The sequence below is a fragment of the Gryllotalpicola protaetiae genome, assembly GCF_003627055.1.
GTDB classification, from domain to species: Bacteria; Actinomycetota; Actinomycetes; order Actinomycetales; family Microbacteriaceae; genus Gryllotalpicola; species Gryllotalpicola protaetiae.
Genome location: NZ_CP032624.1, coordinates 1070293 through 1088101, shown reverse-complemented (window position 1 = coordinate 1088101; position 17809 = coordinate 1070293). Strand labels below are relative to the sequence as shown.

Annotated in this window: 6 protein-coding genes; all 6 read left to right on the top strand. The window is 68.9% G+C overall.

Annotated elements, in window-relative coordinates; genetic code table 11:
- Positions 1-68: 68 nt before the first annotated feature.
- Complete coding sequence (locus tag D7I44_RS05430; RefSeq protein WP_120788553.1) at positions 69-1487, top strand: serine hydrolase domain-containing protein; 1419 nt, start codon at positions 69-71, stop codon at positions 1485-1487.
- A 222-nt stretch (positions 1488-1709) separates the two neighbouring features.
- Entirely contained in the window at positions 1710-5201 is a 3492-nt protein-coding gene (rpoB, locus tag D7I44_RS05425; RefSeq protein WP_120788552.1) for a DNA-directed RNA polymerase subunit beta, read from the top strand.
- Positions 5202-5242: 41 nt separating this feature from the next.
- Positions 5243-9124 carry a DNA-directed RNA polymerase subunit beta' gene (locus tag D7I44_RS05420; protein ID WP_120788551.1) on the top strand — a complete coding sequence of 1294 codons (3882 nt, stop codon included), beginning with the start codon at positions 5243-5245 and terminating at the stop codon, positions 9122-9124.
- Between the two features lie 103 nt (positions 9125-9227).
- A complete protein-coding gene (locus D7I44_RS05415; RefSeq protein WP_120788550.1) occupies positions 9228-10421 on the top strand; it encodes a serine hydrolase domain-containing protein in 1194 nt (397 codons plus the stop codon).
- 108 nt (positions 10422-10529) lie between these two features.
- Positions 10530-11687: a serine/threonine-protein kinase gene (locus D7I44_RS05410; protein WP_120788549.1), complete on the top strand. Its 1158-nt coding sequence runs from the start codon at positions 10530-10532 to the stop codon at positions 11685-11687.
- Entirely contained in the window at positions 11688-17780 is a 6093-nt protein-coding gene (locus D7I44_RS05405; RefSeq protein WP_162940067.1) for an Ig-like domain-containing protein, read from the top strand.
- Positions 17781-17809: the final 29 nt, after the last annotated feature.

Here is a 17809-nt window from a genome sequence, read left to right as displayed (position 1 = left end):
AAAAGTACGCCCATGAGCCGGCGAGCGGACATTTCGCACCCCTCGCCGTGCACCAGCATGCTTGAGGCATGAATCTCGACGAGACGCTGCTGAGCGAGACGATCGACGCGCTGTTCGCACCGCGCATCGCGAACGGGGTCACGCCGGGGTCGGTGGTCGCCGTCTTCGACGAGCGCGGCGAGCTCGCGCTCACCCGCGGGTTCGGCCTCGACCGACTCACCGAGGACGGCGCCACGCCCGACGCCGACACGGCGTTCCGCATCGCGAGCTGCACGAAGAGCTTCACGGCGTCGGCCGCCTTGCTGCTGCGCGACCGCGGGGCGCTCGTGCTCGACCAGGCGATCACCGACTTCGTCCCCGAGTTCTGCTGGGCCGACGGCAGCGCCGAGGTGCCGACGCTGCGCCAGCTGCTGTCGATGTCGGGCGGCCTCTCGACCGACGACCCGTGGGCCGACCGGCAAGAGGGACTCAGCGACGAGGAGTTCCACGCTGTGCTCGCCGCCGGCACGCCGCGCGACAGCGTCCCAGGCACGGTCTTCCGCTACTCGAACCTCGGGTACGCGCTGGTCGGGCAGGCGATCGCGCTCGCCGCGGGTGTGCCGTTCATCGACTTCGTCACGGCCGAGCTGCTCGAGCCGCTCGGCTTGACGGCGACCGGATTCCGCGCCGACGGGCGCCCCGGCCGCACCGCGGTCGGCCATCGGCGAGACGTCGCCGGCACCTGGCATCCGCTGCCCTATTCGACCCATGGCGCGTTCTCGCCGATCGGCGGCATCGTGACCACCGCGCGCGATCTCGCCTGCTGGGGCGCGTGGCATGCGAGCGCTCTGACCGACGCGCCGCAGCCCGGCCCGCTCGGCGCGGCGAGCCGCCGGGAGCTGCAGCAGGTGCACCGCACGATCGCGACCACGCGCCCCGGCGTCGAGGAGTTCGGCTACGGCTTCGGTCTTATGGTCGAGAAGGGCGCGAGGCTCGGGCACACGGTGTCGCACTCCGGCGGCTACCCGGGCTTCAGTGCGCACCTGCGCTGGAACGCGCCCGGCCGGTTCGGCGTGGTCGCGTTCGAGAACGGCACCTACGCCGGCGTGAGCGAGCCGACCACGGCGCTCGTCGACGCCCTCATCGAGCACGGGCAGCGGGCGGCGCCACCGACGCCGTGGCCGGAGACGATCGCGCTCGCCCTCGCCGCAGACCGGCTGATCACGGCGTGGGCGACGGATGCTGCGGCCGACGCGCTGGAAGAGGAAGTGCTCTCGCCCAACGTCGTGCAGGACCAGCCGATCGCGGAGCGCCGCGAGGTGGTCGCGGCGCTCGGGGTGACGCCGACGGACGAGGAGCCGGCGCTCGAGGCATCCGCCTCGCCTGCGTCCGTCTCATGGGTGCGCGCGGCCGCGGGCGGGCGGGTGCGCGTGCGCCTCTCGCTCGCCCCTGTCACGCCGGCGCGCATTCAGACCCTGGCGATCAGCCACGAGAAACCGGCGGAATAACGGGAGAAACCTGGGGTTATACCCCTTGTCGCAATCAGAGTCAAGATTTGGGTGGACAGCGCGACGCGCCGCCCCATATACTTGACCTTTGCGCTCCCTCTCACTCTTGCCTTCATATTGCGGTCGGCAGTGCGTGACCACGTCACGTAACACGCGGGAGTCCTCGTCCAGACCGTCAGTAACTGAGGCCCCATTCGCGATGGGCCTTCGGAGGTTATTTCCTTGGCTGCTGCTCGCAACGCATCGACCACCAACCCTAAGAACGGACGAGACCACACTCGTCTTTCGTTCGCAAAGATCACAGACACCCTGACCGTTCCCGACCTGCTCGCCCTCCAGACGGAGAGCTTCGACTGGCTGGTCGGAAACGACGCATGGAAGGCGCGCGTGGCCGAAGGCCTCGCGCAGGGTCGTCAGGATCTGCCCAGTCACACCGGCCTCGAGGAGATCTTCGAAGAGATCTCGCCCATCGAGGACCTCGGCGAGACCATGCAGCTCTCGTTCACGAACCCGTTCCTGGAGGAGCGGAAGTACTCGATCGACGAGTGCAAGGAGAAGGGCAAGACCTACTCCGCGCCTCTGTACGTCGAGGCCGAGTTCATGAACCACCAGACCGGTGAGATCAAGACCCAGACGGTCTTCATGGGCGACTTCCCGCTCATGACCGACAAGGGCACCTTCATCATCAACGGCACCGAGCGCGTCGTCGTCTCGCAGCTGGTCCGCTCGCCCGGTGTGTACTTCGAGCGCACGCCCGAGAAGACGTCCGACAAGGACATCTACAGCGCCCGCGTGATCCCGAGCCGCGGTGCGTGGCTCGAGTTCGAGATCGACAAGCGCGACCAGGTCGGCGTTCGCATCGACCGCAAGCGCAAGCAGTCCGTCACGGTGTTCCTCAAGGCGCTGGGCATGACCAGCGAAGAGATCCTCACCGAGTTCGCCGGCTTCGAGTCGATCGCCGCGACCCTCGAGAAGGACGCCATCCTCACGAAGGAAGAGGCGCTCAAGGACATCTATCGGAAGCTCCGTCCGGGCGAGCAGGTCGCCGCCGAGGCCGCCCGCGCGCTGCTCGACAACTTCTACTTCAACCCCAAGCGCTACGACCTCGCCAAGGTCGGCCGTTACAAGATCAACCGCAAGCTGGGCCTCGACAAGCCGCTCACCGACTCGGTGCTGACCGTCGAAGACGTCGTGCGCACGATCAAGTACCTCGTGTCGCTGCACTCGGGCGAGACCGAACTGGCCGGCGTCCGCGACGGCAAGCCGGTCACCATCCGCCTCGACGTCGACGACATCGACCACTTCGGCAACCGTCGCATCCGCGCCGTCGGCGAGCTGATCCAGAACCAGGTCCGCACGGGTCTCTCCCGCATGGAGCGTGTCGTGCGTGAGCGCATGACCACGCAGGACATCGAGGCGATCACCCCGCAGACCCTGATCAACGTGCGCCCCGTCGTGGCCGCGATCAAGGAGTTCTTCGGCACCTCGCAGCTCTCGCAGTTCATGGACCAGAACAACCCGCTCGCCGGCCTGACGCACAAGCGCCGCCTGTCGGCGCTCGGCCCCGGCGGTCTGTCGCGTGAGCGCGCAGGCGTCGAGGTCCGTGACGTCCACCCGTCGCACTACGGCCGCATGTGCCCGATCGAGACCCCTGAAGGCCCGAACATCGGCCTCATCGGCTCGCTGGCGTCGTTCGCCCGCATCAACTCGTTCGGCTTCATCGAGACGCCGTACCGCAAGGTCGTCGCCGGCAAGGTCACCGACCAGATCGACTACCTGACGGCTGCGGAGGAGGACGAGTTCATCATCGCCCAGGCCAACGCGCCGCTGAAGGCCGACGGTCACTTCTCCGACGAGCGCGTGCTCGCCCGTGAGAAGGGCGGCGAGGTCGACCTCGTCCCGGTCGACCAGGTCGGCTACATGGACGTGTCGCCGCGCCAGATGGTGTCGGTCGCGACCTCGCTCATCCCGTTCCTCGAGCACGACGCCGCGAACCGCGCCCTCATGGGTGCGAACATGCAGCGCCAGGCCGTTCCGCTGCTGCGCTCCGAGAGCCCGGTCGTCGGTACCGGTATGGAGGGCTTCGCCGCGATCGACGCGGGCGACGTCGTCACCGCCGAGAAGGCCGGTGTGGTCCTCGAGGTGTCGGCCGAGGTCGTCACCGTGCAGCTCGACGAGGGCGGCACGCAGGACTACTACCTGCGCAAGTTCGACCGCTCGAACCAGGGCACGAGCTACAACCACCGCGTGATCGTCAACGCCGGCGACCGGGTCGAGGTCGGCGAGGTCATCGCCGACGGCCCCGCCACCGAGAACGGCGAGCTCGCGCTCGGCAAGAACCTGCTCGTCGCGTTCATGCCGTGGGAGGGCTACAACTACGAGGACGCGATCATCCTCAGCCAGAACCTCGTGAAGGACGACACCCTCTCCTCGATCCACATCGAGGAGTACGAGGTGGACGCCCGCGACACGAAGCTCGGCAAAGAGGAGATCACCCGCGACCTGCCGAACGTCAGCCAGGAGCTGCTGGCCGACCTCGACGAGCGCGGCATCATCCGCATCGGTGCAGAGGTCCGCCCCGGCGACATCCTCGTCGGGAAGGTCACGCCCAAGGGCGAGACCGAGCTCTCGGCCGAGGAGCGCCTGCTGCGCGCCATCTTCAACGAGAAGAGCCGCGAGGTGCGCGACACCTCGCTGAAGGTTCCCCACGGTGAAGAGGGCACCATCATCGGCGTCAAGGTGTTCGACTCGCAGGACGGCGACGACGAGCTCGGCTCGGGCGTCAACCAGCGCGTGGTCGTCTACATCGCCCAGAAGCGCAAGATCACCGCGGGCGACAAGCTCGCCGGCCGCCACGGCAACAAGGGCGTCATCTCGACGATCCTGCCGGTGGAAGACATGCCGTTCCTCGCAGACGGCACGCCGGTCGACGTGGTGCTCAACCCGCTCGGCATCCCCGGTCGCATGAACTTCGGCCAGGTGCTCGAAACCCACCTCGGGTGGGTCGCGAAGACCGGCTGGAAGATCGACGGCAACCCCGAGTGGGCGAAGGGCCTTCCCGCCGAGGCGCGTGAGGTCGCTCCGAACACCAAGCTCGCGACGCCCGTCTTCGACGGCGCCTCGGAGGAGGAGATTCAGGGTCTGCTCGACTCGACTCTCGTCACTCGCGACGGCGACCGCCTGATCGGGTCCTCCGGCAAGACGGTCCTGTTCGACGGCCGCTCCGGCGAGCCGTTCCCTGACCCGGTGTCGGTCGGCTACATGTACATCCTGAAGCTGCACCACCTGGTGGACGACAAGATCCACGCCCGCTCGACCGGCCCATACTCGATGATCACGCAGCAGCCGCTGGGTGGTAAGGCGCAGTTCGGCGGTCAGCGCTTCGGCGAGATGGAGGTGTGGGCGCTCGAGGCATACGGTGCGGCATACGCCCTGCAGGAGCTGCTCACGATCAAGTCCGACGACATCCTCGGCCGCGTCAAGGTGTACGAGGCGATCGTCAAGGGCGAGAACATCCAGGAGCCCGGCATCCCCGAGTCCTTCAAGGTCCTCATCAAGGAGATGCAGTCGCTCTGCCTGAACGTCGAGGTGCTCTCGGCCGACGGCACGGCGGTCAGCCTGCGCGACACCGACGACGAGGCCTTCCGTGCAGCGGAAGAGCTCGGCATCAACATCTCCGCCCGCTTCGAGTCCTCTTCGATCGAAGAGATCTGAAGCCAGGCCGATAACAGAGAACTTTTCCAGTAGGAGATAAATTGCTCGACGCAACTACTTTTGACGAGCTTCGCATCGGCCTCGCTACCGCTGACGACATCCGCAAGTGGTCGTACGGTGAGGTCAAGAAGCCCGAGACCATCAACTACCGCACCCTCAAGCCCGAGAAGGACGGTCTGTTCGGTGAGCAGATCTTCGGCCCTTCGCGTGACTGGGAGTGCGCCTGCGGCAAGTACAAGCGCGTCCGCTTCAAGGGCATCGTCTGCGAGCGCTGCGGTGTCGAGGTCACGAAGTCGTCCGTGCGCCGTGAGCGCATGGGCCACATCGAGCTCGCCGCCCCGGTGACGCACATCTGGTACTTCAAGGGCGTGCCAAGCCGCCTCGGCTACCTGCTCGACATGGCGCCGAAGGACCTCGAGAAGGTCATCTACTTCGCGGCATACATGGTCATCTTCGTCGACGAGGACGGTCGTCACTCCGACCTGCCCGGACTCGAGAACGAGCTCCGTCTCGAGCTGAAGACGCTCGGCGACCAGCGCGACGCCGCAGTGGCCGACCGCCTCGGCCGCCTCGAGACCGACCTCGCGGCCCTTGAGGCCGAGGGGGCGAAGGCCGACCAGAAGAAGAAGGTCAAGGACGGCGCCGAGAAGGAGATGGCGCAGCTGCGCAAGTCCTTCGACGACGACATCGCCCGTCTCGAGCGCGTGTGGGAGTCGTTCCGCACGCTGAAGGTCGGCGACCTCAAGCCCGAGGACGCCGACTTCAACGAGCTGACCGACCGCTACGGCCTGTACTTCGAGGCCCACATGGGTGCAGAGGCGATCAAGCGCCGCCTGCAGGACTTCGACCTCGAGGCCGAGGCCGAGACGCTGCGCGAGCAGATCGTCACGGGCAAGGGCCAGAAGAAGATCCGCGCGATCAAGCGCCTGCGCGTCGTCAGCTCCTTCCTCGCCACCGGCAACTCGCCGGCCGCGATGGTGCTCGACGTCGTGCCGGTGATTCCGCCGGAGCTTCGCCCGATGGTCCAGCTCGACGGTGGCCGCTTCGCGACCTCCGACCTCAACGACCTGTACCGCCGTGTGATCAACCGCAACAACCGCCTGCGCCGCCTGCTCGACCTCGGTGCGCCCGAGATCATCGTGAACAACGAGAAGCGGATGCTTCAGGAGGCCGTCGACGCACTGTTCGACAACGGCCGCCGTGGCCGCCCCGTGACGGGCACCGGCAACCGCGCCCTCAAGTCCCTCAGCGACATGCTGAAGGGCAAGCAGGGTCGCTTCCGCCAGAACCTGCTCGGCAAGCGCGTCGACTACTCGGGCCGTTCGGTCATCATCGTCGGCCCGACGCTGAAGCTGCACCAGTGCGGTCTGCCCAAGCAGATGGCGCTCGAGCTGTTCAAGCCGTTCGTGATCAAGCGCCTGATCGACCTGGGCCACGCCCAGAACATCAAGGCGGCCAAGCGCATGGTCGAGCGTTCGCGCCCGCAGGTGTGGGACGTCCTCGAGGAGATCATCCGCGAGCGCCCCGTGCTGCTGAACCGTGCGCCCACCCTGCACCGCCTCGGCATCCAGGCCTTCGAGCCGCTGCTCGTCGAGGGCAAGGCGATCCAGCTGCACCCGCTCGTCTGCGCCGCGTTCAACGCGGACTTCGACGGCGACCAGATGGCCGTCCACCTGCCGCTGTCGGTCGAGGCCCAGGCCGAGGCCCGCATCCTGATGCTCGCCTCGAACAACATCCTCAAGCCGTCCGACGGCCGCCCGGTCACCCTGCCCGCGCAGGACATGATCATCGGTCTGCACCACCTGACCACCGTCAAGGAGGGTGCGCTCGGTGAGGGCCGCGCGTTCTCGTCCGTCGCCGAGGCGATCCTCGCGAAGGACCAGGGCACGCTCGACCTCAACGCCAAGGTGAAGATCCGCCTCGCGGACCTCTACCTCGACGAGGACAGCGCCCCCGAGGGCTTCGTGCAGGGCTCCCGCTCGATCGTCGAGACCACGCTGGGTCGCGCCCTGTTCAACGAGGCGCTTCCCGTGGACTACCCGTTCGTCGAGGCCGTCGCCGACAAGGGCCGTATCTCGCAGCTGGTCAACGACCTCGCGGAGCGGTACCCCAAGGTGGAGGTCGCGGCGACGCTGGACCGCATCAAGGACGCCGGCTTCTACTGGGCGACCCGCTCGGGCGTCACGGTGGCCATGTCCGATGTGACCACTCCTCCCCAGAAGAAGGAGATCATCGCCAAGTACGAGAAGCAGGCGGCGAAGGTCCAGGGCGAGTACGACCGCGGTCTCACGACCGACAACGAGCGCCGTCTCGAGCTCGTCAACATCTGGACCAAGGCGACCGAAGAGGTCGCGGCGGCCATGCGCGACAACTTCGAGAAGGACAACACCATCTACCGCATGGTGTCGTCCGGCGCCCGTGGTAACTGGCTGCAGATCCGTAACATCGCGGGTCTTCTCGGTCTGGTGACGAACCCGAAGGGTGAGACCATCGCGCGTCCGATCCTCTCGAGCTACCGCGAGGGTCTGACCGTTGCCGAGTACTTCATCAACACGCACGGCGCCCGTAAGGGTCTGTCCGACACCGCTCTGCGCACCGCCGACTCGGGTTACCTGACCCGTCGCCTGGTGGACGTCTCGCAGGACGTCATCATCCGCGAGGACGACTGCGGCACGAACAAGGGCCTCGACCTGGCGATCGCCGCCGTGAACGTCGAGGGCGTCCTCGTCCGCGACCCGAACGTCGAGAACTCGGTGTTCGGCCGCACGCTGGCTGTGGACGCGATCGGTGCCGACGGCACCGTCGTCGCCGAGGCGGGCTCCGACGTGGGCGACGTGCTGATCGACAAGCTCGTCGAGGCCGGTGTCGAGCGCATCAAGGTGCGCTCGGTGCTGACCTGTGAGTCGGCGGTCGGCGTCTGCGCGAAGTGCTATGGCCGTTCGCTGGCCACCGGCAAGCTCGTCGACATCGGCGAGGCCGTCGGCATCATCGCGGCGCAGTCCATCGGTGAGCCCGGAACCCAGCTGACGATGCGTACCTTCCACCAGGGCGGTACCACCGGTGCTGACGACATCACCCAGGGTCTGCCGCGTGTCCAGGAGCTCTTCGAGGCGCGCACCCCCAAGGGTTCGTCGCCCATCGCGGAGGCCGCGGGCACGATCAAGATCGAGGAGACGGAGAAGAGCCGTCGCGTGATCCTCACGCCGGACAACGGCGACGAGGAGCACGTCTACCCGGTACTGCGCCGGTCGACCCTCCGCGTCGAGGACGGCCAGCACGTCGAGCTCGGCGAGCAGATCATCGTCGGCGCCACCGACCCGAAGGAGGTGCTGCGTGTCATGGGCGTCCGTGCCGTGCAGGAGCACCTGGTCGGCGGCGTGCAGGGCGTCTACCGCTCGCAGGGTGTGCCGATCCACGACAAGCACATCGAGGTCATCGTGCGCCAGATGCTGCGCAAGGTCACCGTCGTCGAGCACGGCGACACCGACCTGCTGCCCGGTGAGCTCGTCGACCGCTCGCGTTTCGTCGAGGTCAACCGCGCCGCCGTGGCCGAGGGCAAGAAGCCCGCGGCCGCCCGCCAGGAGGTCATGGGTATCACCAAGGCCTCGCTCGCGACCGAGTCGTGGCTGTCGGCCGCCTCCTTCCAGGAGACGACGCGCGTGCTCACGCAGGCCGCCATGGAGGGCAAGAGCGACCCGCTGATCGGTCTCAAGGAGAACGTGATCATCGGAAAGCTGATCCCGGCCGGTACGGGTCTGACCCGCTACCGCAACGTGACGGTCGATGCCACGGAGGAGGCGAAGGCGGAGCGCTACCCGAACCGCATCTTCTCCGACGACTCGGTGTTCGACGAGAACTCGCTGTCCTTCGTGGACTTCGACTCGTTCTCGAGCGACGACTACACCCCGGGCACCTACAACTAGGCACCCGGCACGTAGCACCACGGAAGGCCCCCGCTTCGGCGGGGGCCTTCTCGCATCCCCTCGGCGAGAGTGACAGGTCGGTGCTGACGCTTAGGCTGGCCGCGTGAGCGACATCGAGGCCGGCGTCCGCGCCCTGCTCGACGAGCGGCTCGCCCTCGGCGGCTTCTCCGGCGCAGCGGTCGCAGTCGCCGTCGACGGGCTGACCGTACTCGAGCTCGAGGTCGGCACGAAGGCATCCGTCGACGCAAACGGCGAGCGAATCAGCGCGGATGCCGGCGAACCGGTCACTCGCGACACGAGGTTCGACCTGGCATCCGTCACCAAGCTGGCGAGCGCGCACACCCTCCTGAGCCTCGTGGCCGACGGGGCGCTCGATCTCGACGAGCCAGTCGCCGCGAAGCTTCCCGCCTACGGCACCGGGGCCAAGAAGCAGGTCACCCTGCGCCACCTGCTCACCCACACGAGCGGCCTGCCCGCCAGCTGGCACGGGTGGGAGCAGCCGCTGCTGCAGCATCTCGACGCGAGGCCGGCCGGCGCGCCGCCGCTCGAGCAGACCCCCTTCGCGGATCGCGAAGCGCTTCTCGCCGATCTGCTCGCGACCGAGCCGGTGTCGGCGCCCGGCGAGCATTTCCGCTACTCGGACGCCGGCTACAACACCGCGATGGCCCTGGCTGAGACGGTGACCGGCGAGCCGTGGGAGCGACTCGTGGCCGAGCGCGCCCTGCGGCCTCTCGGGCTGGGCGACGAGATCGCGTTCGGCGCCCCGGCCGCGGCGTCCGTCGCCACCGAGTTCGACACCCGCTTCGGCCGCGGCCTGCTGCGCGGCTCCGTGCACGATGAGACCGCGTGGGTGCTCGGCGGCCGCGGCGCCAGCGCCGGGCTGTTCGGCACGGCTGCCGGGCTGCTCGCGCTCGCGGAGGCGCTGCGTGCAGGCGGCGGCGAGATCCTCAGCGAGTGGATGTGGGACGGTCAGCTCGGCCGCATGCTGGGGGCGGGCCGCGAGCGCGACACCCCGTCCGGCTACGACCACAGTCTCGGCCCGCGCATCGGCCAGCTCAACATGATGGGCCGCAGCGGATGGAATGTGCGCGGGCACACCGGCTTCACCGGCACATCGCTCCAGACCGACCGCGACACGGGCATCAGCATCGCCCTGCTGACGAACCGCGTGCACCCGAGCCGCCACGGCGCCGGCATCTCCGGCCTGCGCGGCATGCTGGCCGACGCCGTCTACGTGGCGGTCGGCCGTGCCGACGCAGAGGCGATGAAGCATCCGCTGCCGCCAGAGCTCTGGTGAGTCCAAGCGCGCGCAGACACCTGTGACCTCTTCGGGGGCGGCCGGAGCATCCCCACATCGCCCCTCGGTTATCGTTGAGGCACGCGTCAGAGAGGAGGGGGATTCCGGATGGCTCATCGGCCGCCGTCGCAGCCCCCTGTGCTCTCGGGTTACGACTACAGGTTCCCGCTCGGCACCGGCGGATTCGCCGACGTGTTCCTCTACGAGCAGGATATGCCGCGGCGCTCGGTCGCGGTGAAGGTGCTGCTTTCGAACCTCGTCGACTCCGACGTGCTGCGCATGTTCAACGCCGAGGCCGACGTGATGGCGAAGCTCAGCCCGCACCCGTCGATCCTCACGGTGCACGCGGCCAGCATCTCGGCAGACGGCCGCCCCTACCTGGTGATGGAGTACTGCCCGTCGCCGCTCATCCGCCGCGATGAGAACGGCATCAGCGAGCGCGTCGCCGTCGACCGCGCGCTGCACGTCGCGATCAAGATGGCGAGCGCGCTCGAGACCGCGCACCGGGCGGGGGTGCTGCACCGCGACATCAAGCCGTCCAACATCCTGCTGACCGCGTTCGGCGCCCCGGTGCTCGGCGACTTCGGCATCGCGACGAGCCTCGCTTCGAGCCACCACGAAGACGTGTTCGCGATGAGCGTCCCCTGGAGCGCCCCCGAGGTTCTGAACGAGACCACGACGGGCACCGTGCAGAGCGAGGTCTGGTCTCTCGCCGCGACGGTATACACGCTGCTCGCGGGTCACGCGCCGTTCGAGAAGCCGGACAGGAGTGAGAACTCGCGGGCGAAGCAGCGCATGCGCATCATTCGCGAGCGCCCGCGCACGCTGCCGGCCGACATCCCCGATCAGGTGCAGCGCATCCTGATGCGGGCGATGTCGAAATCGCCCGAGGCGAGGCAGCAGAGCATGCTCGCCCTCGCCCGCGAACTGCAGCAGGCGCAGACCGACCTCGGGCTGCCGATCACACCGCTCGAGCTCGCCGTCGACGAATGGGCGCCGCAGTCGCGGCCTGAGGACTTCGGCAACACGCGTGTTCGCGGCGCTGTCGTCTCGATCGTCCCGGTCGAGAGCAGCCGCACCCGTGCGAAGCAGGCGCACGTCGGTCGCATCGACACGGGGGGCAACACCATCGTGGCGAGCCGCGGCGAGACGGACTCAGAGCGGTCGCGGCCGAGCCCCGCCACCGTGGCAGGCATCGTGGGCGGCGCGACCGCGGTCGTCATGGCGGCGACCGCGGTGTGGCTGGTGTACGCGGGGGTCTTCTAGATGGCAGCCCCTGGGGGGCGGCGCGCGCGGTGGGGAGTCGTGCTGCGCAGCACGTGGTTCAAGGTCAGCGCGGCGGTGGCGGCGACGGGCGCGCTCGTCGCGGGCGGGTTCGTCGCGAGCGGGTACGACGTCGTGCAGACCAAGGTCGACGACAGTGCGGTGTGGGCGCTGCAGACCGGGCAGGGCGAGCGCTATGCCCGCGTCGACACGGCCCTCGGCCAGCTCGACACCGTGAAGAACGTCACGAGTCCGAGCGACCTGGTGCAGGCGAACGGGCGGGTGCTGCTCTACTCTCAGAACGACACGAAGGTGGCCCAGGTCGACCCGGCACAGCCGGCCACCTACACGGGCGCCTCCGCGGGCTTCGCCGACACACCTCCCGGCACCGTGACCGTCGTCCACACCGGCGGCTACGTCGGCTACCTCACCAACACGGGCGCGGTCTACGGTTCGCGTGTCGAAGACGGCACCAAGAAGTCGCAGCCGATCGCGGCGCCGGGCAGCGACGGCAAGCGCATCTACAGCGCGGACACGCTCGCCATCGGCACCGACGGTGTGCTGTACGCCTACTCGCATACGGCGCACACGGTGCTGCGATACGACATCCAGACAGGCAGAACCCTGGGCGCGGATGCTGTGCCTGGAGGCCCCGACCGCCCGGGCGCCACGCTCACCGCGGTCGGGGGCCGGTGGGTGCTGCTCGGCGCGGGCAGCGGCAGCCTCTGGGTGCGCGGGCGGGCGTCGAAGCTGACGACCGGTCTCGACGGCAAGGCCGTGCTGCAGCAGCCGTCGGTCGCGAAGGGCGTCGTGCTGCTCGCGAGCCAGAGCGGGCTGCTCGCGTTCGACATCAAGGACGGCGGTCTCACGAAGCCCGTCACCGGTCAGGCGGGCACGCCCGCCGCCCCGGTCTGGCAGGGGTCGAAGGTGTACGCCGCATGGGTGCAGCAGGGCAACGGCCCTGGCGTGCTGTGGAGCGGGCGATCCCAGCTGTCGGGCCAGGTGACCGGCCGCGTGACCGATCTCGACTACGGCGCGAGCGGGGGCGAGCCGAACGCCCTGCAGCAGACCGCGACGCCGGTGTTCCGCGGCAGCGGAAGCGCCGAGATCCTGAATGACACGACGAGCGGCTGGGTGTGGTCGGTGCCGTCCGGCAAGATCGTCGAGGGGTCGCAGGACTGGGACCTGAACGAGAACACGCAGACCCAGCCGGCCGACGCGAACAGTCCGTCGAACCGCGAGACGAACCCGCTGCCGCCGACCGCGGTCGACGACGCATTCGGGGTGCGGGCCGGCGCGCTCGTCTCGCTGCCGGTGATGCTGAACGACTACGACGCGAACGGCGACGTGCTGTCGATCGTTCCCGGGTCGCTGACCGGGCTGGATCCTGGGTTCGGCACGGCCGCCATCTCGAGCGATGCGCAGACCGTCACCGTCCAGGTGATTCCGAACGCACACGGCACGGCGACCTTCCAATACACGCTCACCGATGGCACGGCGAGCGGCGGCGGCCTGAAGTCGGCACCCGCGACGGTCACGCTGACGGTCAGCCCGCCGTCGGCGAACTCGCCGCCGCTGTGGTGCAACGGCTACTCGCCGTGCCTCTACCAGTGGCCGGACGGAGTCAGCGTCGCTCCGGGTGGCTCGGTCGAGGTGCCCGTGCTGCGCGGCTGGGTCGACCCCGACGGCGATGCGATGTTCGCCGAGTCCGCGGCCAGCGGTCCCGACTACACCGTCAGCGTCTCCCCAGACGGCACCGTCGTCTTCCAGGCGGGCCAGAGCGAGCAGCCGGGCACGGTGACGGTCCCCGTCACGATCTCCGACATCCATGGGGCCACCGCCGAGAAGGACTTGCGCATCGACGTCACCGCGACGCCGACGCTGCAGGTCGAGAACTTCGGGCTGATGACCGCGAAGGACGTGCCGCTCACGGTCAACCCGGCCTCGCACATCCGCGGCGCGAAGGGCACGCCGACGATCGCCAGCGCCACGCTCGCGACCTCGAATTCGGCGAGTGCGGATTCCGGGGCATCGGTCGCGCCGGCCGACGCCACCGTCTCCGTCGACAGTTCGGGTTCCACCTTCGACTTCCAGGCATCCGACCCCGGCAGCTACCCGGTGACGATGACGATCACCGATTCCGCGACCAAGGCCAGCGTCACAGCGACTGTGCGCATCACCGTGGTCGACGACGATCAGCCGCTGCTGTCGACCACACCGGTGACGGTGTTCGTGAGGCCACAGACCGACACGTCGGTCGACGTGTTCTCCGCCGTGCAGAACCCGACGGGGCACGTGCTGCTGCTCAGCAGCCCGAAGCCCCAGCCGGCGCCGGGCGCCTCACTCGACGTCGACGTCGTCGGGCAGTCGCAGCTGCGCGTGCGCGGCACGACGGGCACCGGAGCGGAGGGGCTGCTCGGCACCGTCGACTACACCGTCGGCGACGGCACGAACGCGCCCGACATGACGATCCAGGGCGTCGCGACGGTCTACCTGCTGCCCGACCAGCCGCCGAGCCGCCCGGTCGCGATCAACGACTCGGTGACCGTGCGGGCGGGAGCGCAGGTCGACATCCCGGTGCTCGCGAACGACGTGGGGTCCAACGGCGACATCGTCGAGCTGGACCCGTCCAGCATCCAGGACCCGTCGCACCAGGGCCTCGCGTTCGCCGCTGGCGGCGTGCTGCGCTATCTCGCGCCCTCGACCTCGCCGGGGAGCGCCCCGATCACCCTGCGCTACTCCGCGTACTCCGCGGGGAACCCGTCCCTCACCTCTCAGGCGACCGTGAGCGTCACCGTGCTGGCCCAGGGCGGCGACCGGCCGCCGCAGCCGCAGACACTGACGGGGCGGGTCGCGGCCGGGGCATCCGTTCGCATCCCGTTCGATCCCTTCGGCGTCGACCCCGACGGCGACATGGTGGCACTCGACCGGATCGTCAGCCAGCCGGCCAGCGGCACGGCGCAGATCTCGGCGGACGGCACGGCGATCGTGTTCACGTCGCTGGCAGACAGCCAGGGCCAGCAGAGCTTCACCTATCGCGTGCGCGACTCCGCGGGAGAGACCGGCCAGGCGACGGTGATGGTCGGCGTGCTGAACGCGCAGACCGACCCGGCGCCGGTGACCTTCAGCGACTACGTGCAGGTGCAGGCGGGCGAGGGCAACCAGGTCATCGTGCAGCCGACGTCCAATGACGTCGACCCGACGGGCGGCGCGCTCACGCTGGTCGACGTGACACCGGACGCCCAGAAGGGCAGCGCGCTCTACGACGTGCTCGCGCAGAACATCAAGTCGCAGGATGCCACGCAGGTCGTCATCACTTCGACAGCGGTGCCGCGCACGCTGACCTACACGTATTCGGTGAAGAACGCGCAGGGCGATGTGAGCGCCGGGCTCATCGTGGTCGACGTGGTGATCGGGCACGTGCCCGACTATCCGATCGCGGTCGACACGGTCGTCGACGCGCAGAACCGCGGCAGGCTCGCGCAGGGCATCGACGTCGTTCACGGCAAGGTCTCGTGGGGCTCCGGCGACATCGGCGGGCTGAAGCTCTCGCTGTACCAGAAGGTCGACGGGGTGTCGGTGTCCGGCGACACGATCAAGGTGTCGCATGTGCCGGCATCCGGCCTGCTCATCCCGTTCGCGCTGACCGGTGCCGATTTCACGGGGCAGGCGGCGACGACATACGGATTCCTGCGGGTGCCGGCGCTTGCCGACGTGATCCTCGCCCTCAAGACGAATGTGAAGCCGCTCAAGGTGGCGGAAGGCGGAACGGCGAGCGTCGACCTCGGCGACATCGTGAGCACGCCGCCGGGCACGGCGCTCACCACGCAGGACGGCGACGTCCAGACGACGAAGGCGCGCAAGGACGCGAGCTGCTCGATCGACAGCAGCAACACGCTGACGTACGACGCGGGCGACGGCGCCCCGTGGACGGATGCGTGCCTCGCACCCGTTCGCCTCATCGGGCAGTCCGAGTACACGATGATCGCGGTGCCGATCCAGGTCATCCCCAAGCAGCCGCTGCCGCAGCTGCGCCCTGCGTCGCTGACGGCGAGCCCTGGCCAGGCGGCGGTCTCCTTCGATCTCACGCAGATGACCACATGGCTCGGCCACAGCGACCTGTCCGGCTTGAGATTCCAGGTCGCCTACCACGGCCAGCTGTTCAGCGTGACGCAGAACGGGCAGTCGATCTCAGTGCACGCGAACGACACGGCGCAGCCCGGCCTCGAGGAAGTCGTCCAAGTGACGATCGCGGGGTACAGCGGCGTCGGCACGACGGCGGACATCACCCTCAAGGTCGGCCCCGCGCCGAACACGCTTCCCGCGGGGGGATCGACCTCGCTGAGCTGCTCGGAGGCGCAGGGCACGAGCTGCTCGGCGAGCGTCGTCGGGCTGTCGGACGAGGTCAACGCCTACTCGTCCACCCCGCTCAAGGTGGTCTCGGTGGCCGGCGCCGTCGACGGCTGCACGGGCGTCACCTTCAGCGTCGCGAGCGACCGCAGCGTCACCGCGCACTGGTCGCCCGATGCGCCGGGCGGCACGTGCACCGTGCCGTTCGTCGTGCAGGACGCGCAGGGCAGGCGGAGCGGCTCTGGGGCAGGGGACGGGAAGCTCTCGTTCGAGCTGAAGGGGTACCCTGCCGCTCCGGCATCCGTCGCCCAGGTCGCCTACGCGGCTGACAGCGTCACCCTCGCCGTCTCGCCGGGGAACGCGTCGAGCTCGTACCCCGCCCTGACGGGCTTCAAGGTCTACGTCGACGGGAGCGCGTCGGTGAGCTGCGACGCGAGCGGCGCCTGCCCGCCGGTCAAGGGTCTCCGCAACGGCGACAAGCACACCTTCCTGGTCAAGGCCGTGAACGCCGTCGGCGAATCGCTGACCGGCGTGCAGACCATCGGCTGGGCGTTCTCGCAGCCGGTCGTGCAGGGCGTGACGGCGACCCCGGTCTACGACTCGAACATCACGAGCCCGACCACGGGCGCGTTCGACGTCACGATCCCGAACAGCGACAGCACCGCCTCGTCGTACAAGGTCGAGTGGTCGGGCAACGCGCAGACCGTCAACGCCGGCAGCGGCGCCAATGTCACGCTGCGCCTGTCGGCTGCGGCCGGCTCACCGACGAACGTCACCGTGACTCCCGTCAGCGAGTTCACCCAGCCGCCGGGGGACAAGGTCGGCGCGGTGCCGGACTCGACCCCCGTGACCCCGGCCGGCTCGCCGCTGCTGAACTCGGTCGGCGGGCTCTCGACGACCGACAGCTCGATCACCGTGTCGCCGGCCGCCTCCGGAAACCCGAACGGCAGCGCCAAGTCCGGCGCCTACCTCTACTTCGCCGTGCAGCCCGGCGGCAACCCGCAGTGCTCGAACGCGGGCGGCAGTGCAAGCATCGACTACTCGCAGCCTGGCAGCGACAGTGACGTCTCGTCGACGCCCACCCTCGACGGGCTGAACCAGTTCGAGCGCTACGAGGTGTTCGTCTGCTACACGAACCAATACGGCGTCATCCAGCAGGATCTCGGCTCGGCGGTCGTGTGGGACCAGTCGCACGCGCCGGTGCCGAGCGGCTGCTCCTACAACATCACGAGCCGGGGCGGCGGCCTGCCCGACTACGAGTTCGCGGGCGACCCGTCATGCACCAGCGGGCAGCGCAGCGGCGGCTACCGGCTCGTCGTCACCGGCGACCAGACGACCTTCGGGTCCGCGCCGGACCTCAGCGCCAAGTACTGCGATGTCACGCACACGTTCTGCGGGGCATCCGTGAGCGTCGCGCGGGCTCCCGGCTCTGCGCCGTTCCAGCTGCAGGTGACGAGCGTGACGGCAAGCTGCACGTCTTCGACGGATGCGCCGGGAACGATCGCCGTGGTTCCCAGCGGCGCAGGGGTGGCGCAGGCCGGCCCGACCGTGACAGTGAGCTCCTACACGGCGACCGCGGCCGATGGCACAACGACCGACGTTTCCGACGGTTCCCCTCCGCCCGCGGGAACGGTGACGATCAGTAACGTGCTCTACACCATCACGTGGGGCGTGAGCGGCTTCGCAAGCTACACGCCCGACAACCCGATCCAGACCTCACCGCTTACCTGCGACACCGCGAACTAGCGACACCGACCACCACGAAGGACTTTCAG